This is a genomic window from Pseudomonas sp. AP19 (assembly GCF_001728855.1).
GTDB classification, from domain to species: Bacteria; Pseudomonadota; Gammaproteobacteria; order Pseudomonadales; family Pseudomonadaceae; genus Aquipseudomonas; species Aquipseudomonas fluorescens.
Window position 1 is genome coordinate 1 of sequence record NZ_LXJP01000006.1, and the last position, 18,423, is coordinate 18,423.

Here is an 18,423-nt window from a genome sequence, read left to right on the forward strand (position 1 = left end):
ATGTGGGCAACTCAAGTTTGACGGTTTTGCACAAAAACGATTATTGGCGTGGGCGGAACGCCCCGGCTTAGCACAAAGGCATTCAGCCCCAACGAACGCTGGGTTTCACTTCACAGATGGCACATAGTCGCAGCGGTAAACCATGGCGGAGGAGGGAGACGTCTTGGGCGGGATCAGGTTGTAATCAGGTTATTAGCGTCCGGGTGGATCACCTTGGATAGCTCCAAATCAACACGGTCGCATAATCTATAAGGGGCCATCCGCGGGATGTTCACGCAGTGAAACGCCCCAGTGAAGCGACAGCGGAACGGTTGTAGATTATCGCCCTTGGCTCTGGCTCCTGCTGGAAAGCGTGAGCTTTCGTCTGGAGTCCGCATTCATGGGCGCCTACCTTGAAAATCAACGCGGTCGCATAATAGATAGAGGATCGAGCGAAGCCCGAAACCCTGCCTATTGTCGCTTGAACGTAAAGCGAAGCTTTGAACGTGGGACGCTGCAATGTCGCACATTGCTATCTGATACCACTGACGTAGGTGAGGGCTCATTGATGAACGAAGTGAAGAGCCCTAGAAAGAAGGTGTTGCTAATCTCAAGCTGGCTTGAGAGAGATAGAATTGAAAGCTACCGCTTTCCGTAGGATTGAAATCGAGGATGGGCATAATCTGATGCTCGGCATCAATGTGCTAAACCTTGAACGGACGTTCAAAGCAGAATACTCGTTTTGGGCTGATGGATGGATTAATAAATCCATCAGCAAACCACCCTAGATAGATCAGCTGAAGGCTTACGCCTTGTTTCGTGCTAACACTGAGACGTTGCCGTCTCTATATAGTCCCGGAATATCTTTTTTGTCCGTGTTACCTTCCAAGGCTGTCGCCTTTATAGTCCCGGAATATCTCTGAGATTCGAATGCAGCGGTATTGTGGGTTCGAATGTCCGTAAGGGCTTTCGACCTTAATAGGGTTCCCTTGCTAACTACAGGGATCTTGCAGGCTCATGCGGCGATGGCCTGCCCCTGCTCGTAGTACGCCGTGATGAAGTCCACTTCGGTCTGTAAGGCGTCGTACAGGGTGGGGTTCCGATCAAGGTGCATCTGCATCCCAGTCAGGGCGAACCTTGCACACTGAGCGATCAGGGACACTTGAGTTTTCCCGAGTGGTTCGCCTTTGGAGTTCCTGAATGTAGCGCGTACAGACTCCGTACTGATCACATCCATCTTGACCGCTGTGAAGATGTGAGCAGGGTTCACGTTGAGCTTGCCCTTGTTGGCACCGGCAACGGTATAGCAAGCTCCCATGACGTAATCTTCAACCCAGTTTTGATGGGGGCTACCATTGCTCGACTCTTCCTGTACGTCTGCCAACATGACGTGCTTGGCGATGTCGTTGATGGTGATCTTCTTAGGGCGGGTGACGCGCTTCACCGGAAGAGCCACTACATCACTTCCTGACAGTTCCTGGGCTTTGATATGAGCGTCGTTGGTGGCAACCTTGAGTCGCAGGGCGTCTTGCGTATGCTCTAGGCTCAATGGCGTTTGTACAGGCTTCTGTGTTGTTGTCAGTTGCTCGTACTTGTCTGCTGAAATTGTGAGCGGAGTAATTGTGTAAGTGCGAGCCACTTCAAGAAGTTCTCCGGTAGTAAGGTCTGCTTCGATTTTGATAGTTTGGTATGTAGCGTTCATGTGCGGGCCGTCCTGTTAGGCTGCGAGTTGGAGCGGAAAAGATTCAATGAGAAAGCTGGGGTGTGTGAACTGAGGGAGTCCGTACTTTGCCTCTGTACTTAGTAGCGCATAATCGAGGGTGTGATCCTCTTTCAAGAGACGGCTAACACGAATGTAAGCGGGGAGGTTTTTTCCGTTGCGGGTGATACGGACGCCATAACGTTGAGCGAAAATCAGAGCCAAGGGCAGTAGTTGTTCTTCGTATTCGTATCTGTCTTGGTTACGTTTGTTGCTCGCGTTGGCTGCGGAGGATATTGCACGCAGGTTGCAAGGTCTGTTGTCTTCACCGTTATGATTTATGTGATCAATAACCCAGCCATCGCCCTTACTTAGCGAGCATCTAGAAAAGGCTTTGGCTACCATTCTGTGAACAAACTGGTTTCCACGTTTGCCATCATCGCCTGTAAGAGTTACGCGATAGTACTGCTGTGTGGGATTGAAGTTTTGTTGGACGATTTCACTGGTGTACATATCTCGGATACGACCAGATGTTGAAGCTTCGTATCTGGTGAAGTCTGGAATGGTTCTCCAGCGTTCATTCCCAGTAATGCACTTTATATGCTCAAGTGTGAAGTAAAGGTCAGAGGGGTGGAGAGAGTTGCTGTCAGTTGCCGGATTGTTAAAGCGTTGCATTATTTGCTTCCTTCTATGCGGTTTAGAAGGCAATACGAGGACGTGCCACGGGCTTTGTGTGATGTGGGAAAGGTCGAGGGGTATTGCCAATAGGATAGTCACGGGGCGTGACTTTAGTTGATGTGCGATTGGTTCCGGGGAGTGCTGCTAGTTGTAATTGTCAAGATAGGCGTGCTTATCCCGCTTCCTATCTTTGCGTTGCTTGTCGCTGCGTCGCTGCTTTCTATTCGCGCTAAAACTAATATGGCTATCATCATAGGGCCCTGTGTCCGCCAAAGCGGATACAGGGGTTTCATAGTCAGTAGTTTCGAGTGGAGTGGTTTCTATCGCTGTCGTGGTTTCGGTGGGGGCAGCTTTCATTTTTAGTTTTAATATTGGCTTGGCCTTACGTTCCGTCATCTGTTGAGTTAATTCCTTTTGTTGTGGGTTATTCGTTATGTAGTTGCAGGTTGTCGTGTTGGAGTTGGTCGAGTTCTTCTTGTTCTTGCTTGCATTCGCTCATGGTCTTCCTGGCTGTGCAAGTTAAGAGGATCAGGTAGCGATTGGAGGTTGCTTGCTGTCGAGCGATGCCTAGGTATTCTTCGCGGAGGTCAAGTGTGCGTTTGTCAACATACACTTTTTGCTCAAGCATCCTCCGGTCCGTGTAGCTTGTGGATTCGTTTAGAGTCTTGGCGTCACCGTTGAATATCAGTGAAGTATTGAAAAGGGTGAATCCGAAGGTTAAGGCGATTAAGAAAAAGATGGTTCCGAGCCAACCCATGCCGATCTTCATGTCAGCCATACGGTTGTCTCCTTTGGGGTAGGAAGGGACTATGATAAGTCCCTATACTTACTTGCGGACTTCAGATTGCATTGTGCGTGCGTTCATAATGATTTCGCTCAAAGCGCGGTTAATCTGCTCTGGGAGCTTTTCATCACGTTTGTCTAAGACTTGTTGTAGTTCTGTCATCGCTTTTGCACGATCTTCTTCTGAAGCTCCGTGAAGTTCGATATTGATATTGTCGCCTTCAATATTTACTACCGGTGCAATGTTGTTTGTAACTGGCTCGTTCCAAGAGCCTGATGCTCCAGCCCCACCCCACGAACCCGTAGCCCCTCGCTCCGCTGCTGCTTGTTGGCGTTCAAGTGATCCAAAGCGTTCCGTAAGTGCATCTACGTTGAATTCAAACTGTGGTAAGAAGCCTGGCATGGTTGATTGGTCCATTCCAAGAGTGTCGTCCCAGATATCCCCAGTGCTACTGGCATTGGCATTTTTCCAGCGGGCACGGTTCTCGTCGGCAGCAAGTTTTGCGTCTTTGCCAACGCCTAGCCAGTTCCAAAGTTTATTAATTGGATCGTTTGCTTGGGCGTCAAGAGTTTGCTGGGTGGTCCGTGGCTGAGCGTTCGTGTTGGGTAGAGTAATGATTCCGTCCGCACCACCAGCCGTACCCAATTGCTGGGCTCGTTCTTCGGGCGTTTTATCTGTGCCATCTGCATTCTTGCCGAGTATCTCGCGGATGCTGCCAGCCATCAATTTAGTCAATGCTGTATCTAGGTCACGCATCCCAGCTTTAACAGGTTGCATTGCTTCTGCAAGTTCTTGGTGAGCTTTGATGTTGCTGTTGACTGAGTCTATAAGTTCTGCTTGGCTGTTAAGGCGGTTCATGGCTAAGTAAGCTTGGCTATCATTCCTAGCCTGATTTGCTTGGATGGACTTTTGCTGTAGTTCAAGTGTTGGTTTGTTGTCTTCAACTAAGAGTTGTTGCCCTCGATCCAGGATGTCCCTTGTAAGTCCGCGCTTGGGTAGTGCCGCCATAAAAGCTGATTCCAGCTTCTTAGGGTTGGTTGCATCTTTGAACTTTGTCGCCTCGGCCCATGCTTTCATCAGATACGGCCGAAGTAAGGGATTTGCCTCGGTCATGGTGTTAAGGTCTTCTGTATCTCCATAACCCTTGCCGCGAATTTGTTGCTGTTGGATGTTACTTCGCTTGATTTCTTCTGGGGTTAGCCCTGCAATACGGTATGCCTGCTGCTGAATTTCAAACTTCTTCAAAATTTCTTCAACGCTTGTGCCGCGTTGCTTCTCAGAGATGGCGAAAGTACGAAACATCTTTGCACTGTCTAAATCAACGAGCGTACCGTTTGCCATCGAGCTTTTTTCATATCCAGATCGAAACTTATCTACAGTTTGCTGATTGCCGCCACCGATTTGTTTGAATAAGTTTGTATATTGCTCTGCTTCGCTAGCGCCTTCTTGTCTAGCCTGGACTCGATCTCCGATCATGCCTACAGCGCGGGTTAGACCAGCGATAGCGGCGCCAATACCACCTAACGCTAGCAGACCACCCATTCCTCCAAAACCACCGGAGCGAGTGGGGGCGTCTCTGTTGGCTTGCCAAACCTGCTGGCGTTGCTGTGCCCACTGATAACGCTGGTCGCGTTGTGCTTCCCCTGTTGTTTTCCGAGCTTCTGCTCTCTTGAGTGATTCCATTTGAGCGGTGTGCTTGATTACTTGTCGATTTGCCGCGTCTGCCGCTCGGCTAATTTGCTCTTGGATACGCTGCGTCTTATTCATCGTCATCAGATGATTGTCATCGGCCTTACGGGCGACAGCACGAGCCTTAGCTACGATTGCTTCAAGCCGTGCTTGCTTGGTCAAGGATGCTGTTAAAGCGTCCTGAGATGCGAGCTGTTGCCTTGTAACTCCAGCAGCCTTCATCTGTGCTGCATGAGCTTTAGCAGCAACTACGGCGCCTTCCTGTTGGCCCTTAACAAGGCTAGATACAAGACTCTGCTGTTCCTTGGTTCCAGAGTAAGTAAGCTTTTGTTGGGAAAGCTCGTGCGTGAAGCTTAATCTCTTCTGGTTTGCCAGTGCCACTTCGCCACGCAGTTCTCGATTTCTTACGGCATCTAGTCTTGCCTTGGCTTTGTCAATAGCCGATGTATCAATGTTCATCTTGAGTGGCTTGCTGATAGAGGCGGCTAGCCTGCTATATTCCACTCCCAGTTTTGACATTTGTTGCGTAGTGCGATTCATCAAGGCTTGGAAGCGTTGTAGCGGGGCGGTGTTAACATCGAATACTAGCTTGCCTGTTAGACGTGCGATTTCTTCTTGAATACTCATTTAGGGCTACCTTGCTGCAAGCATACGTGCTGCTGCCTGATCTGCTGAAGGGCTTATAACGCTTCCGCCTAGTGTTCGAATACCTTTCTGCGATTGATATTGGAGTAAGAACGCTCCAAGCGTAGTAGTTAGTTTGGTTTTATTGCCGCCCAGGTACATTTGATGTGCGCCTTCGACGTAACGAAGTTTTACCGCTTCTTTGAAGAAGTCGTCAATTATGCGACGTACTGCCATGTTGGAACTAATGGCAACGCACAGACCTGCTGTAGTTGCGAACCAAAAGAGATGGTACTTAGGGCGCATCTCCATTCGTTGTTTCAGGAAGCGCGGCAGGAATCGAGTGAACTTCAACACGTTGACTCTTGGGCCGACGATATAGATACTGTACTGAGTCCCAGTTTCAAAGAGTGCTGCCAAATGACGTGGTGCTTGTCTTCGGTGGATGGTTGACATTAATGAACTCCTTGTGTGTAAGAATTGGTTTTGTTTTTTAGGACTGAATAGAACTCAGTGGCAAGATTCAGCGTGCTATCCTCTAGTTCTCGCATAAGTTCAAAGGCTCCTAGTTCTGCAATTAACCGCTCGTCTGGGTTGTCAGAGCAAAGTGCGAAAATATAAGACAGCAGTTCGGCTTGTTGTTGCTTTAGATAAATCTCTTGCACGGGAATGGCTCCTGTAAAAATAGGTGTAGTGTGGTGAGGTGCGGTAAGTTATTGGGGGGCTTAGCGCCCCGAGGGTTGTTACTTAGTGACTCGCTTTGTCGCTGGTTTGGCTGGAGTCCTTTCAAGGATTCGAGCCATTCGCTCGGCTGCTGCTGCTTCAATACGGACCTGGCGCTCTTTTTCGATCTCAGCGTCAACAGTTGCAGTAACTTCAGCAAGGGTGCGGGCTTCCTCCGCTTCAATTGCTGCTTTGTCAGCGGCTTCACAATTGGCTTTGTATTCGGACTCTAGTTTCTCCATAATAACTCTCAGTTCAGCAGCTTGTTGCTCATCTGGTTTCGTCATATGAAAGATGAACCCTACGCCGTTCGGATACATGGTGGGTTCGTGGTTAACGTTTTTTCGCCAGCCTGAAAGTACCATTCCCTGGAAGCGATCTAGGGCAGATCCAACAGCGCCCGCTACGAAACTGATAGTTGCAACGTTATCTTCTCCTAATGTGGATTCCATTACAGCGCCTACCTTGTAAGCGTATTCAGCATTACTCTTCAGATTGTTCAGATGGTCTTGCTTGAAACTTGTCATATGTTATCTCCTATTGGTTTGTAGTGTGGTGTGGTTTGAAAACTGCGATCAGGGCGGTAAATCCGTACCCGATAAATCCTGATGCGATGCACAGGACAAGGGTTGCACAGGCTGGAATCATCAACATTAATAGCCACCGCCTAGAATGGTGTTAGCAACGTCATCACCAAAGCGACTACGTGCCCAGTCAGCGAGGCGCTGCCTGTAAATCACTCGGCTGATGATATTGGCTTTCATATCATCTTCGACTTGAATTCGTTTCCTGTACTCATCTGACTGTTGTTCGCTGGTCTTACCTAAGATGGATATAGGGGCTTCAATGTTGATATTTAGAACTAGATTTTTGATGTGGATCATGAGAGGTTCCTTGCTGGTAGTGTTGTGATGGTTGATTAGCGGGGTTGTCTTGTTGTCGTTGTCGAAGTCGTGCTGCTGCTTTTCGACAGCCTTCAGAACAATATTTCGAACGGCACGTATAACCTGTATAGCTTCTTAGGCAGTAGTTACAGATTTCAGTCTTCATTGGCATGGCTTGCTTTCTCCTTGTTTTTTCTTCGATTGGCTTTGACTCGGCAACTGCCGCAGCAGTATCGAGCGGTGCAAAGCGTAGTAATGAACGGAGTTCCACACTCTACACAAGGTCTGGTAATTTTCATGTGAGGTCTGGCCTCCTTTGTGAAGTTGGTTAGATTGTTGTTACGCGGGCATGGCAAAGATCAAGAAAAGGGCCACCGCTGGCCCGTAGTCTTGTTGTCATTCTCATGACGGTTTCACCACACAAATAGTTGCCTATTGCGATAATCAAGTCAGAAGCATAACTGGCTCGATTAAGCGCCTGTAGGCGGCAGTCTTAGAATAAGTTTGTTGGTAGTGCCGTTCACCAACGAGAACTTTGAAACTCCCAATCTAAAGAGAGTTGGCAATTGCGTCGGTAGACGCTGAGGAATCCATCTTGGAATGGAATTCTTATAAGAAGTGCCCATGAAGGAATTACATGGGCGGCTTAACCACTGGACGTAGTTAAGACAGAAATAGACAGAAAACTTTCATGTCCTCTATATGATTAGTATATAGGAAGATTTGAGTTTGTCAAGCATTATTCGTGCCAAGTGTTGACTTTGTCCTCTTTTGCCGGTTTCAGATTGTCCAGGCAGGTTTGGATATGGTGCCCCTGCCGGGTGGGATGTAGGCACCGTTAGGCATTCTTATAGAGGAAGGAGAGTGGAGGTCGGTGGTACCGCTTCACCGCCTCCAGCTGGTCATTGGTGCATCAGTCGATGAGGTGCAGTACGTCTCGGACGTTGAGGTGTGAGTAACGTGCGACGGATCGAGTATCCCTGTGCCCTGAAACGATCATGATCTGAGCATTGTTGAATCCTTTCTTCGCTACGTTGGTGATGCGCGTGTGCCTGAGTTGGTGCAGCCTGACGCTGCTATCAAGTCCGGCCTTTACACGTGCCAGACGCACAGCCTGTGATACTGCGTGTGGAGTGACATTGAAGAGTATGCCGTGTGAGTAGCGTTCAACCGTGGCACACAGCTGGGCTAGTTCCAGAATCTCAACGGCTCGGTGGGTGAGGGGAACTGATCGTGTACCGTTCTTCCCGTCGATCACATCGGCAATGCGATCCTTGAGGTGCAGGCAGTCTTTGGTCAGTCTCAGGATTTCGGATCGCCGCATCGCAGTTTCGTATGCCAGTTCCACAATGAGCTTCATGGTTGGAGAGAGCTTCGCCAGCAGCCGCTCAAGCTCACTTGCACGGATTACCTTGTCAGAGGACCGGTCAGGCTTTGGAAGTGCGATATCACTGACAGGGTTATGAATGTCGATCAACAACCCACGTTTGGCGAATCGGTAAAAGCGTGACATGAATGCAAGCTGCGTTCTGCACGTGGACGGCTTGACCTTCTTCAATCGCATGATCTTGAAGTCATTGATCATCTGCGGCGTGATTTCATGAATAGGCTGGGTGAAATGCCTGCCCAGATGCTCCACGATCTTCAGTGCGTGGTCGTAGCTGCCTTTCCCCTTGAGCATCGTTTCGCAATACGTCATGCCCAACGTATAAATGGTGTGGTGCTTGCGATCCAATGTCACGGCTTCGATTTGTTTCGCCCATGACTCTGCGTCGGCCTTGGTGCTGAAGGTTTTCGACTGGGGAGATTTGCCTTTAACCCGTACCTGAGCATTCCAGTTGCCGGACGGAAGTAAGCGGAAATTTGCCATTGTTGACGCCTCATAGATGTGAATGGGCGTTCTGTGAAGTCCAAGAGCAGCAGGGGTAGGAGCCTGCTCCTAGCAGACCTTGACATGGTGGGGGTCGTTGGTTCGAGTCCAATCGCGCCTACCAAACAAAATCCGCTCTGCTGGGCGGTCTAGAAGGGCTCACCGAAAGGTGGGCCCTTTTTTGTTGCCTGCGATTTGAGTCGGCCTCCCGTTTGGGCTCTGGCGTGCAGTGTTGAACAGCATTGCTTCAAGCTGGCGTGAGGGCAATCAACGCAGAGTTGAAAGGGGTCGACACACTATAGCCTATACCCGTACGGGCGCTTTTCACGCTACTGTTATAACGAATGTTTTGGTGATGTCAGCCTTAAGGATAAGGCTGCGAGATAAAATAAAATCAAATGTCGCGTGATAGGCGCTCGAAGGGAGCAATGAGAAAAGACCTAAGTGTTGGATTGGATTTCACGCGAATCGTCGCGTGCTTAATGGTCTTTGTTCTTCATGTGTCCGCCACGGGCGTTGCCGAATTCAGTCATGACTGGGTTTATTTTAATGCGTACGACTCACTGGTTCGGGCGTGTGTCCCACTTTTTTTGATGTTGTCAGGTGCACTGTTGCTGGGCAGCTAAGAAGGCGTAAGGCAGTTTTACACCAAACGATTTTTACGCATCTTCCCTCCGTTGATATTTTGGTCGGTGTTCTACGTGCTGTGGAAGGCCAGGTTGAGTGGCGATTACAGTGGGTTAAGTGCCTCACTGTTTTCCGTGGTCAAGGGGCCGGCCTATTTTCACCTGTGGTACCTGTATGCCTTGGTAGGGATTTATCTGTTTATTCCATTTATGTCGAAGATTTATCGACATTCTACAGAGGCGGAAAAGATTACCTATCTCGCTCTCTGGTTCGTTGTAGCCTGCATTATTCCATTAGTGTCTTATTTTTATCCGGCTGGGGGTGACCTTGCCACGGTGTACGGGCTTTCATCGTTTGTCGGTTTAAGTGGGTTTGTGTTTCTTGGGGCTTACGTGTTTGACCGGATCAAAACGCAGGCGAAGCCATCGCTTGTGGCGGATGCTGCAGGTTTTATCACGAGCGCGGCGTGCACCGCGCTGGCGACCTATTGGTTATCGCTGCGAGACGGCACGCCCAATCAGCTGTTTTTTTCTTATCTTTCGCCATTTGTTGTGGCCGGCGCGGTTTTCGGGTTTCGGCTGTTTATTAGTCTGGGGTCGCGGCTGTCCAGATACGCTAAAATATTAAATGTGCTGGCAGGCTGTACCCTGGGTGTGTACTGCTTGCATATTTTTATAATGAACAGGCTGAGTATTATTTACGGCCCCTTCATTGAAGGCCATTCCATGCTCTGGGTTATTCCTGCGCTGGTGTTCGCTGTCTTCAGCATTACGCTGGCGCCTATAGTTATTGCCCGCCAGTTCAAGCCCTTCAGGCATGTTATTTAAGTGTCGAGCGCTAAGGGGCGGGCCGCATGGGGGGCAGCGACAGATGTTGAAGGCCGGTGTGACTGATTGATCAGCAGAACAGCGTAGCAACCGATAACAGGCAGATGATTTGAACCACCAACTGGCAGCGTATTTCACCATTCGTTGTTGGCATACCCATTTGTCCTGCGTACATAGTGGCTACCCTCTTTGGTGGCAACAGTATCGTGTGCGGTGCGCAATACGCTCCACCGCATTATTGAGTATAGGCCTGTAACAGGATTTCGCTGTGGGGCTGATCTGGGTGGATCAATACCGCGCTTTCAAATGGGCGGGCGCAGGGCTGGGCGTGTTGGTTTGGGGCCTCAGACATCTGCCCCGGTTATGAGGCGCTGCGTAAGCCGCAGTGACCCGGCATACTGGCGGATGATTGATTCAGCCCTGGGAGCAAACGATGAAATTGGCAATGGAAGTGTCGTTCGATGTAACAGCGCAGGAGCGTGAGGCCATCCTCAAACCGCTGAGGGCCTATAACCTCAGCCATACCGGCGAAATGGCATTTGAAACCGTCGGCATATTGCTACGTGATCCCACTTCTCAGGAGGTGGTGGGCGGCCTATATGGGAAGATTTCCTACGGATGGTTGTTCGTTGAACTCTTGAGTGTTCCGCACTCGATGCGTACTCAGGGAACCGGCACGCGTTTGATGGGCGCCGCTGAAGAGTTGGCGCGTGAACGCGGCTGCGCCGGGATCTGGCTGGACACCTTCAGCTTCCAGGCGCCGGATTTTTATCGCAAGCTGGGCTTCAGTGAGTTTGGCCATATCGCTGATTATCCGCCGGGCCATCAACGGCACTTTTTTCAAAAACGCCTGGGCTGAATCCTTGCACGGCGCCGGATCATCTGGCGCCAATCACCCACAAAATTTATTGGTTTGCAGCAACAATTTTTCTTGTTGGACACCCCCCGCCCCCAAGCAGCACAGTTGCCGCCACTGACGCTCGACCTTCCAGGTCAACAATAAAAACCGCGCCGGGCTGCACGCTACTTTCATGCTGTGAACCCTTTGTTCACATCCTGCTGTAATGGCGCCGCAGCGCGCATTCAAGGACCTCATCGTCATGCAAACTGTTGTGAACCTATGGCCGTTGATCGGCGTACTTGTCATCGTGGTTGGCTTCGTCTTGCGTTTCAATCCGCTGTTGGTGGTCACCGCCGCCTCCATCGCGACCGGGCTTGCCGCCCACTTTCCGTTGGAAAGAATTCTCGCCAGCATGGGCGAAGGATTCCTTCAAACCCGCGCCCTGCAACTGATCTTGTTATTGCCCCTGGCCGTTATTGGTCTATTGGAGCGCCATGGTTTACGCCTGCACGCGCAGAACTGGATCGCTCGTTTTGAGCGCGCCACCGTCGGGCGCTTGTTGATCATCTATCTGTTTGTGCGCGAGTCAACGGCAGCGATGGGGCTTACCAGCTTGGGTGGGCATCCGCAAATGGTGCGACCGCTGCTGGCGCCGATGGCCGAGGGCGCCGCCGAAAAACGTTATGGCAAGCTGCCGGACAAGCTGCGCCACAAGGTGCTGGCCATGTGTGCGGCAACCGATAACGTCGGGCTGTTTTTCGGTGAAGACATCTTTGTCGCCTTTGGTGCGATTGCGCTGATGCATACCTTTCTGCTCGGTTCGGGCATCGATGTGGAGCCGCTGCACATTGCCGTGTGGGGCATCCCGACAGCGATTTGTGCCTTTATCATTCATGCGATTCGCCTGCACCGGTTTGACCGCAGACTCACCCGCGAGATGACGCCCGTCGCCACACCTGTGGAGGCTGCGCAATGATCATCTCGATTGAATACCTGTACTGGCTTGCCGGCATTTTGTTGCTGATTACCGCAGGCATGATCCTGTTGGATCGAAGCCATCCCAAGCGCTGGTCCAGCGCCGTATTCTGGTTGCTGTTCGCCATGCCGTTCCTGGTCGGGGAGCGCTTGCCGCCGGTGCTCATTGGCGTTGGCGTGGTAGTGATGGCGTTGATCGCAGGTTTCGGTGGCGTCGGTCGAGGCACACATACCGAGTTGCATGACAAGTCTGCCCGTGCCAGTGCCGGTCGACTGGGCCACAAGCTGTTTATCCCGGCGTTGGCCATTCCCCTGACGACCGTGATTGGTTCGGTATTGCTCAAGCACACCGAAATCGGTGGCGTGCCACTGCTGGACCCGAAAAACACCACCTTTGTATCCCTCGGTGTCGGTTGCCTGATCGCCCTCGGTCTGGCCTGTTGGTTGACTCGCGATACGCCGGTGCAAGCCTTGCGTGAATCCCGGCGCCTGACCGAAGCCTTGGGCTGGGCCATGGTGCTCCCGCAGATGCTGGCGATGCTTGGGCTCTTATTCAATGAAGCCGGGGTCGGCACGGCGGTTGCGCATGTGACTACCACCTACATCAACCTGGATTTCAAGCTGGTGGCGGTGATGGTGTATGTACTGGGCATGGCCCTGTTCACCGTTATCATGGGCAATGGCTTTGCGGCTTTCCCGGTCATGACCGGCGGTGTTGGCGTGCCGGTACTGGTGGGTATTTATGGCGGTAACCCGGCGGTGATGGCGGCGATCGGTATGTTCTCCGGCTATTGCGGTACGCTGATGACCCCCATGGCGGCCAACTTCAATATTGTGCCGGCAGCGTTGCTGGAGTTGCCGGACAAGAACGCGGTGATCAAGGCGCAACTGCCGACCGCGTTAATGATGCTGGTCGTCAATATTGTCCTGCTCTACCTGTTGATGTGAGGCCAAGATGCAAACTGTACTGCTGATGGGCTTCGAGCCCTTTGATCAAGACCCGGTCAACCCGTCCTGGGAGGCCGTGCGACAGTTGGATGGCGTGCAATTGGCCGAGGGTGTGCAGATTGCTGCGCGCCGCCTGCCCTGTGCGTTTTCCACGGTAGGGAAGTGCCTGACGGGGCTGATCGCCGAGCTGCGCCCGGCGATGGTGATTGCCACGGGTCTTGGGCCTGGGCGTAGTGATATCTCCATCGAGCGGGTGGCGATCAACGTCAACGATGCACGCATCCCCGATAATCTGGGCGAGCAACCTATCGATACGGCGGTGGTGGTTGGCGGGCCGGCCGCCTACTTCAGCACGCTGCCGATCAAGGCTATGGTCAAGGCATTGCGCGACGCTGGGGTTGCGGCGTCGGTTTCGCAGACCGCTGGCACGTTTGTGTGTAATCAGGTGTTTTACCTGTTGCAGCACGCGCTGGTCGGTACGGACGTTCGCAGCGGATTTATCCATGTGCCCAACCTGCCGGAGCAGGTCGCTGATACTGGGCAGGCGTCAATGCCGCTGGTGACAACAGTCGAGGGGCTGCGCGAAGCGGTGCGTGTGGCGTGGAGCACTGAGGTTGATACGGTACAAAGCGGTGGGCAGATCAGTTGATCTGTCTTAGCCGTTCAACAGTCGGGTCAGGCCGAAGGTAATGGCGCACGCGAGCCCGGTCATTGCGAACGCGGTGGCGACGTACCATTTGATGAGATTCAGCTCCGTGGTCGCCAGGTCCGCCTTGGTGGCGAAGTGCTTTTCCATGGAGTCTGCCCTGCTCGAAACGGCGAATAGCTTCTCTTTCATTTCAGCCAGCCCTTTTTCCAGTAAACCCAAGCGTTTTTCCATACCCGAACCTCCGTCATTACCCCCACCGGCTCGACCTTGAACCGGGATGTTCAGCGTGTTCGCCCAACCAAGCCGATACTGTTTTTTCTCCAACGTGTGACCCCTTTTTTAGTTGAAATGAGAGAGCGCCTGGGAACGAAGATTAGTGCGAGTTTGGGCCGGCCGTGAGCGACAAATTTTTGCAAAATACCACCAGGGTTCTGGCCTGGGGTATCAGGCTTCCCGCTTTGGAAAGAACAGCTCAAAACACGTCAGCCCTGCATCACTGGTAACGCTGTAGCGACCGTTATGCAGGAGCATGATCGTCGCCACAATCGATAGCCCCAACCCATTGGACTGGGCCGAGCGCTCCCGCGACTCATCCACTCGGTAAAACCGTTCGAACAGGCGCGGCAAATGCTCGGCAGGGATGGTTTCACCCCGGTTGCTGACCCGCAGGTTGATGCCATCGGTATTCGGAACCGCCTGAATCAGCAGGTCCGAACGCGGGGCGCCGTACTTGATAGCGTTTGCACACAGATTGGCCAGTGCACGACGCAGTAGCATCGGTTCAGCCCAGATCACACCGTCACCCTCGGCGAGAATGCTGATACCCACGTCGCTCGCCAACCCTTCGAAGTAGTCAGCCATACGCTCCACTTCATCCGCTGCACTCAGCGCCTGGCGCTGGCGCAGGGCGCTGGCCGGGTCGGTGCGGGCGAGGAACAGCATGTTGTCGAGCATCCGCGCCAGGCGTTCGAGTTCTTCGACATTGGAGGCCAGCAGTTGCTGGTAGCTTTCGATGCTGCGGCTCTGTTGCAGCGCGACTTGCGTTTCGCCCAGCAGGTTGTTGATCGGCGTACGCAGTTCGTGGGCCATGTCGGTGGACACCTGGCCCAGTTGCACGAAGCCTTTGGCCAGTCGCTCCAGCATGGTGTTGAAGGCGTCGATCATCGGCAGCAGCTCTTTCGGTGCGCCGTGGCTGTCGAGTCGCTCGGCCAGGTTGCCCACGCCGATGCCTTGGGTGTGCGTGGCCAGACGCCGCAACGGCAAAAGCCCGCGGTACACCAGCAGGTAACCCACCAAGGCGAGGATGATCGCTGCAATGGTTGCCAGGACAAACACACTCAGGCGATAGCTGGCGAGCATGGCGGTGCGTTCAGTCATCAGGCGCCCGGTGGTGACTTGCAGGCTGCCGAGGTCTCCGGAGTCGATGGATGCAGCTACGGTGGCGAAAGGCACGCCATTCACACCGGGCAAATGGTGCACGTCGGAAAAGCCCAGCTCGTGGTCTTTGGGGACGGGAACTACGGACGGCATTTCAATGTTGCCCGGGTTAACCAACAGCAACGGCTTTTGCCCCGGCGCCGCGATGCTCAGCACCGACTCGCTGTTGCCCAGCATGTTCTTGAACAGCTCTGGCTTGGTCTTGATCAGGTCCAGGGTATTGCTGTCGTTGAGCAGGTTGCGTAACTGGTCGGCGCGATAGATCAGGGCGGCATCGTCGCGCTTGACCAGTTCACGCTCAAGTTCGCGATACAGCGCAACGCCCAGGGTGGCCAGCAGGGCGAAGGCGAGCAAAGCGAAGATCAGCGCCAGGCGCAGAGTCAGCGAGTAGTGGCGGCGGTGGTTCATGGCTGTATGTCGAAGCGGTAGCCAATGCCCCGCACGCTGTGAATTAACTTGAGCTGGAACGGGTCATCGATTTTCAGGCGCAAGCGTCGTACGGCGACATCGACCACATTGGTGTCGCTGTCGAAGTTCATGTCCCAGACCCGCGAGGCGATCATCGAACGTGACAGCACCTGATCCTGGTGGGTGGCGAACAGGTGCAGCAGGGCGAACTCCTTATTGGTCAGGGTAATGCGTGTACCGGCACGCGTGACCCGGCGTTTCAGTACATCGATTTGCAGGTCGGCAATGTGCAGGTGCTCTTCTTCGCGACTGGGGCCGCGGCGGGTCAGGGTGCGTAACCGGGCGACCAGCTCGGCGAAGGAAAAGGGCTTGATCAGGTAATCATCAGCACCCAGTTCCAGGCCTTTGATACGGTCGGCAATGTCATCGCGGGCGGTCAGGAACAGGACCGGAGTGTCAGCCTCCTTGCGCAGGCGGCGCAGCACTTCCCAGCCGTCCATTTTTGGCATCATCACATCCAGCACGATTACGTCGAACGGCGTTTCCAGCGCCTGGTGCAAGCCGTCCACGCCGTCCCGGGCGAGGCTTACCGAGTAACCCAGTTCCTGCAGGCCGTTGAGCAGGTAATTGCCGGCCTTGGGTTCGTCTTCGACTACGAGGATGTTCATGGGAAGTGCCCTGGTTCTAAGCGTTGCGCAAGTGTAGCCCGATCAATTATCACTGGCGCAGCCAATGCCTTGAACCTGATAGTCCAGCACGTGTTCGCGACCCTGATGGTCCAGGTAATCGAGGCGGGCGGGGACGATACCGCACTGGCCGTAGGTGTCGGTGCTCGACAGCACTTTGTCGACATCCAGGTGCACGAAGAAGCCGGTCTTGTCGTGGATCACGTTGGTGGCGGGGGTTGTGTCGGCCGCGAACACTGAGCCGGTGGCAAGTAGGGCGCTGAAGCCGAGGATAAACAGTTTCATGGTGGTCTCTCTCTTTAAAGGGTTGGCTGCCCGCTGCTGGCAGTGAGTTCACAGTAACCAGGCAGCTCAAACAGCCAACCAACAGGATCATGACAAGTTCGTAATGAACGGTTTAAGGCTGGCGGCCGGACGCTTCGAGGATCAGGTCAGTGATTTCCTTGGCGTGGGACACCAGCGACAAGTGGCTCGACGGCAGCTCGATGGTGGTGGCGTTCATGCGCTTGGCGAGGAATCGCTCCAGGTCCGGGTTGATGGTCTGGTCATTGCTCGACACGGCGTACTAGGACGGCTTGGTGTGCCAGGCCGCATTGACGGTGCGGCCGCTGAACAGGCTCTTGGCAATCGGTTGTTGTACGGCGTACAGCTCAAGCGCTTTGGCGCGTGGCACATCGGCGGCGAAGTATTTCAGGAAGGCATCCTGGTTCAGGGTCAGGTAGCCGTCGTGCTCAACCACACCGGCGCGGACGGGCATGCTCGGGTAGTTGGCGGAAAGGGCGACGAAGTCTTCGTTGGCGTCCGGTGCACGGGCTGCCACATACACCAGGGCGCTGACGTGCGGGTTCGCACCGGCGTCGCTGATCACACTACCGGCGTAAGAATGGCCGACCAGCACGGTAGGGCCGTTCTGTTGGTCGAGTACGCGATTGGTCGCGGCGACGTCATCGGCAACCGATGTCAGCGGGTTCTGTACGGCGGTCACGTGCAGGCCGGCGGCCTGGAGGCGGGTAATGACGTCTGACCAGCTCGAGCCGTCAGCCCAGGAACCGTGCACCAGCACCACGTTGTCGGCTTTGACCGGTGCGACGGTGCCGGCCATGGCGGTGCCGGTACCCAGTATCAACAGGCTGGCGGCAATCAGGCAGAGTTTGCGTGCAGGTTTCATTGTGCGGCCCTTCATCTTCAGTGGGAAGTTGTGCCACCCGATGTGGGTGACTGACGACGCCACTGTATGAAGTGAGGGTGCTGACAAGACTTACGGGTTGATGACAAACCTGTCATGCAATCGCTTGGTTAGCGGCGCGGCGCTGGCGTTTACAAGCGAGGAGGTGACCCGTAGATTGCATCGGGTCGATTATTTGTTAAATCCAAGAGGAATCCGCGTCGTGTCCATCCGAGGTTCTGCCGTATTTGCCCAACGTTACCGCGCGTTCCTGTTCGATATGGACGGCACGCTGCTCAACTCTATCGCGGCCGCCGAGCGTGTATGGAGCACTTGGGCTGAGCGCCACGGGCTGGATGTGGCGGCCTTCCTGACCACCATCCATGGCGCACGTGCCATCGACACCATCACCCGTCAAGCATTGCCAGGTGTGGACCCCAAAGTTGAAGCGCAGTGGATCACTGAGGCGGAAATCAACGATGTCGAGGGGGTCGTGGCGATTGGCGGCGCGGTCGATTTTTTGAACGGCCTGCCTGGCGATCAATGGGCGCTGGTCACCTCTGCACCCAGGGAACTGGCGTTACGCCGCTTGGCTGCTGCGGGTATTGAACCGCCGGCAGTCTTGGTAACGGCTGAGGACGTTGCCAGCGGTAAGCCTGACCCCGCCTGTTATGTACTGGGGGCGCAGCGTTTGGGCGTACCGGTGCGCGAGTGCCTGGTGTTCGAGGATGCAACCGTGGGTATTCGAGCCGGGGTGGCGGCCGGCGCGGATGTCATGGTGGTTACCGCGACGCACCTGAAGCCCATGGCCACTGCGCATGCCACCATCCAGGACTATGAGCAGTTGCGGGTCCAGCGCGACACTGACGGCCTGCTGAGCTTGCAGGGCCTGGCGGACTGAAATGAAAAAAGCCGAGCCGTTTCCGGTCT

General features: G+C 53.7%; 19 protein-coding genes and 2 pseudogenes. 6 read left to right on the forward strand and 15 right to left on the reverse strand.

All coding sequences use genetic code 11. The features are described 5' to 3' along the window. Positions 1-994: 994 nt before the first annotated feature. The 10 genes from A7D21_RS06860 to A7D21_RS06905 form a co-directional block, all read right to left on the reverse strand. The gene (locus A7D21_RS06860) at positions 995-1,681 is read right to left on the reverse strand and encodes a hypothetical protein (protein ID WP_069551316.1); all 687 of its coding nucleotides are present in this window, start codon (positions 1,679-1,681) and stop codon (positions 995-997) included. 15 nt (positions 1,682-1,696) lie between these two features. Then, on the reverse strand, positions 1,697-2,353 hold the full coding sequence (locus A7D21_RS06865) for an NUMOD4 domain-containing protein (protein WP_069551317.1): 657 nt from the start codon (positions 2,351-2,353) through the stop codon (positions 1,697-1,699). A gap of 147 nt (positions 2,354-2,500) precedes the next feature. After that, complete coding sequence (locus A7D21_RS06870) at positions 2,501-2,752, reverse strand: hypothetical protein (protein ID WP_069551318.1); 252 nt, start codon at positions 2,750-2,752, stop codon at positions 2,501-2,503. Between the two features lie 28 nt (positions 2,753-2,780). Beyond that, a complete protein-coding gene (locus A7D21_RS06875; protein WP_069551319.1) occupies positions 2,781-3,134 on the reverse strand; it encodes a hypothetical protein in 354 nt (117 codons plus the stop codon). A gap of 48 nt (positions 3,135-3,182) precedes the next feature. After that, complete coding sequence (locus A7D21_RS06880) at positions 3,183-5,456, reverse strand: hypothetical protein (protein ID WP_069551320.1); 2,274 nt, start codon at positions 5,454-5,456, stop codon at positions 3,183-3,185. 6 nt (positions 5,457-5,462) lie between these two features. Next, positions 5,463-5,909: a hypothetical protein gene (locus A7D21_RS06885; protein WP_069551321.1), complete on the reverse strand. Its 447-nt coding sequence runs from the start codon at positions 5,907-5,909 to the stop codon at positions 5,463-5,465. After that, a complete protein-coding gene (locus A7D21_RS06890) occupies positions 5,909-6,118 on the reverse strand; it encodes a hypothetical protein (protein WP_069551322.1) in 210 nt (69 codons plus the stop codon). The genes A7D21_RS06885 and A7D21_RS06890 overlap by 1 nt, the downstream gene beginning before the upstream one ends. A gap of 78 nt (positions 6,119-6,196) precedes the next feature. Continuing rightward, entirely contained in the window at positions 6,197-6,703 is a 507-nt protein-coding gene (locus A7D21_RS06895; protein WP_069551323.1) for a hypothetical protein, read from the reverse strand. Between the two features lie 126 nt (positions 6,704-6,829). After that, complete coding sequence (locus A7D21_RS06900) at positions 6,830-7,060, reverse strand: hypothetical protein (RefSeq protein WP_069551324.1); 231 nt, start codon at positions 7,058-7,060, stop codon at positions 6,830-6,832. 913 nt (positions 7,061-7,973) lie between these two features. Next, positions 7,974-8,930, reverse strand: a complete 957-nt coding sequence (locus A7D21_RS06905; protein WP_069551325.1) for a site-specific integrase — start codon at positions 8,928-8,930, stop codon at positions 7,974-7,976. A 428-nt stretch (positions 8,931-9,358) separates the two neighbouring features. On the opposite strand from A7D21_RS06905, the pseudogene A7D21_RS06910 reads away from it, so the two are divergent. The 5 genes and pseudogenes from A7D21_RS06910 (at position 9,359) to pcp (ending at position 13,797) form a co-directional block, all read left to right on the forward strand. Continuing rightward, positions 9,359-10,384 (forward strand): annotated as a pseudogene (locus A7D21_RS06910) (acyltransferase). A gap of 433 nt (positions 10,385-10,817) precedes the next feature. Further along, entirely contained in the window at positions 10,818-11,243 is a 426-nt protein-coding gene (locus A7D21_RS06915) for a GNAT family N-acetyltransferase (RefSeq protein WP_069551327.1), read from the forward strand. A gap of 241 nt (positions 11,244-11,484) precedes the next feature. Beyond that, positions 11,485-12,201: a DUF969 domain-containing protein gene (locus A7D21_RS06920; RefSeq protein ID WP_069551390.1), complete on the forward strand. Its 717-nt coding sequence runs from the start codon at positions 11,485-11,487 to the stop codon at positions 12,199-12,201. Then, entirely contained in the window at positions 12,198-13,148 is a 951-nt protein-coding gene (locus A7D21_RS06925; RefSeq protein WP_053257076.1) for a DUF979 domain-containing protein, read from the forward strand. Before A7D21_RS06920 ends, A7D21_RS06925 begins: the two co-directional genes overlap by 4 nt. A 7-nt stretch (positions 13,149-13,155) precedes the next feature. After that, a complete protein-coding gene (gene pcp, locus A7D21_RS06930; RefSeq protein WP_069551328.1) occupies positions 13,156-13,797 on the forward strand; it encodes a pyroglutamyl-peptidase I in 642 nt (213 codons plus the stop codon). Between the two features lie 6 nt (positions 13,798-13,803). Here pcp and A7D21_RS06935 read toward each other — a convergent pair whose 3' ends face one another. The 5 genes and pseudogenes from A7D21_RS06935 to A7D21_RS06955 form a co-directional block, all read right to left on the reverse strand. Then, positions 13,804-14,028 (reverse strand): hypothetical protein, encoded by a 225-nt coding sequence (locus A7D21_RS06935; protein WP_053257074.1) that lies wholly within the window; start codon positions 14,026-14,028, stop codon positions 13,804-13,806. A 213-nt stretch (positions 14,029-14,241) separates the two neighbouring features. Beyond that, positions 14,242-15,642 (reverse strand): heavy metal sensor histidine kinase, encoded by a 1,401-nt coding sequence (locus tag A7D21_RS06940; RefSeq protein ID WP_053257073.1) that lies wholly within the window; start codon positions 15,640-15,642, stop codon positions 14,242-14,244. Continuing rightward, entirely contained in the window at positions 15,639-16,310 is a 672-nt protein-coding gene (locus tag A7D21_RS06945) for a heavy metal response regulator transcription factor (protein ID WP_053257072.1), read from the reverse strand. Before A7D21_RS06945 ends, A7D21_RS06940 begins: the two co-directional genes overlap by 4 nt. A gap of 42 nt (positions 16,311-16,352) precedes the next feature. Continuing rightward, a complete protein-coding gene (locus tag A7D21_RS06950) occupies positions 16,353-16,613 on the reverse strand; it encodes a DUF2790 domain-containing protein (protein WP_053257071.1) in 261 nt (86 codons plus the stop codon). A gap of 112 nt (positions 16,614-16,725) precedes the next feature. Continuing rightward, positions 16,726-17,496 (reverse strand): annotated as a pseudogene (locus tag A7D21_RS06955) (alpha/beta fold hydrolase). Positions 17,497-17,716: 220 nt separating this feature from the next. Here A7D21_RS06955 and A7D21_RS06960 point away from each other — a divergent pair. Continuing rightward, on the forward strand, positions 17,717-18,394 hold the full coding sequence (locus A7D21_RS06960; RefSeq protein ID WP_069551329.1) for an HAD-IA family hydrolase: 678 nt from the start codon (positions 17,717-17,719) through the stop codon (positions 18,392-18,394). The last annotated feature ends 29 nt before the right edge of the window (positions 18,395-18,423 follow it).

What these genes read in the sequence shown, in the direction of transcription:
- A7D21_RS06860 (WP_069551316.1), bottom strand. Translation starts at nt 1,681, where the DNA reads ATGAACGCTACATACCAAACTATCAAAATCGAAGCAGACCTTACTACC.
- A7D21_RS06865 (WP_069551317.1), bottom strand. Translation starts at nt 2,353, where the DNA reads ATGCAACGCTTTAACAATCCGGCAACTGACAGCAACTCTCTCCACCCC.
- A7D21_RS06870 (WP_069551318.1), bottom strand. Translation starts at nt 2,752, where the DNA reads ATGACGGAACGTAAGGCCAAGCCAATATTAAAACTAAAAATGAAAGCT.
- A7D21_RS06875 (WP_069551319.1), bottom strand. Translation starts at nt 3,134, where the DNA reads ATGGCTGACATGAAGATCGGCATGGGTTGGCTCGGAACCATCTTTTTC.
- A7D21_RS06880 (WP_069551320.1), bottom strand. Translation starts at nt 5,456, where the DNA reads ATGAGTATTCAAGAAGAAATCGCACGTCTAACAGGCAAGCTAGTATTC.
- A7D21_RS06885 (WP_069551321.1), bottom strand. Translation starts at nt 5,909, where the DNA reads ATGTCAACCATCCACCGAAGACAAGCACCACGTCATTTGGCAGCACTC.
- A7D21_RS06895 (WP_069551323.1), bottom strand. Translation starts at nt 6,703, where the DNA reads ATGACAAGTTTCAAGCAAGACCATCTGAACAATCTGAAGAGTAATGCT.
- A7D21_RS06900 (WP_069551324.1), bottom strand. Translation starts at nt 7,060, where the DNA reads ATGATCCACATCAAAAATCTAGTTCTAAATATCAACATTGAAGCCCCT.
- A7D21_RS06905 (WP_069551325.1), bottom strand. Translation starts at nt 8,930, where the DNA reads ATGGCAAATTTCCGCTTACTTCCGTCCGGCAACTGGAATGCTCAGGTA.
- A7D21_RS06915 (WP_069551327.1), top strand. Translation starts at nt 10,818, where the DNA reads ATGAAATTGGCAATGGAAGTGTCGTTCGATGTAACAGCGCAGGAGCGT.
- A7D21_RS06920 (WP_069551390.1), top strand. Translation starts at nt 11,485, where the DNA reads ATGCAAACTGTTGTGAACCTATGGCCGTTGATCGGCGTACTTGTCATC.
- A7D21_RS06925 (WP_053257076.1), top strand. Translation starts at nt 12,198, where the DNA reads ATGATCATCTCGATTGAATACCTGTACTGGCTTGCCGGCATTTTGTTG.
- pcp (WP_069551328.1), top strand. Translation starts at nt 13,156, where the DNA reads ATGCAAACTGTACTGCTGATGGGCTTCGAGCCCTTTGATCAAGACCCG.
- A7D21_RS06935 (WP_053257074.1), bottom strand. Translation starts at nt 14,028, where the DNA reads ATGGAAAAACGCTTGGGTTTACTGGAAAAAGGGCTGGCTGAAATGAAA.
- A7D21_RS06940 (WP_053257073.1), bottom strand. Translation starts at nt 15,642, where the DNA reads ATGAACCACCGCCGCCACTACTCGCTGACTCTGCGCCTGGCGCTGATC.
- A7D21_RS06945 (WP_053257072.1), bottom strand. Translation starts at nt 16,310, where the DNA reads ATGAACATCCTCGTAGTCGAAGACGAACCCAAGGCCGGCAATTACCTG.
- A7D21_RS06950 (WP_053257071.1), bottom strand. Translation starts at nt 16,613, where the DNA reads ATGAAACTGTTTATCCTCGGCTTCAGCGCCCTACTTGCCACCGGCTCA.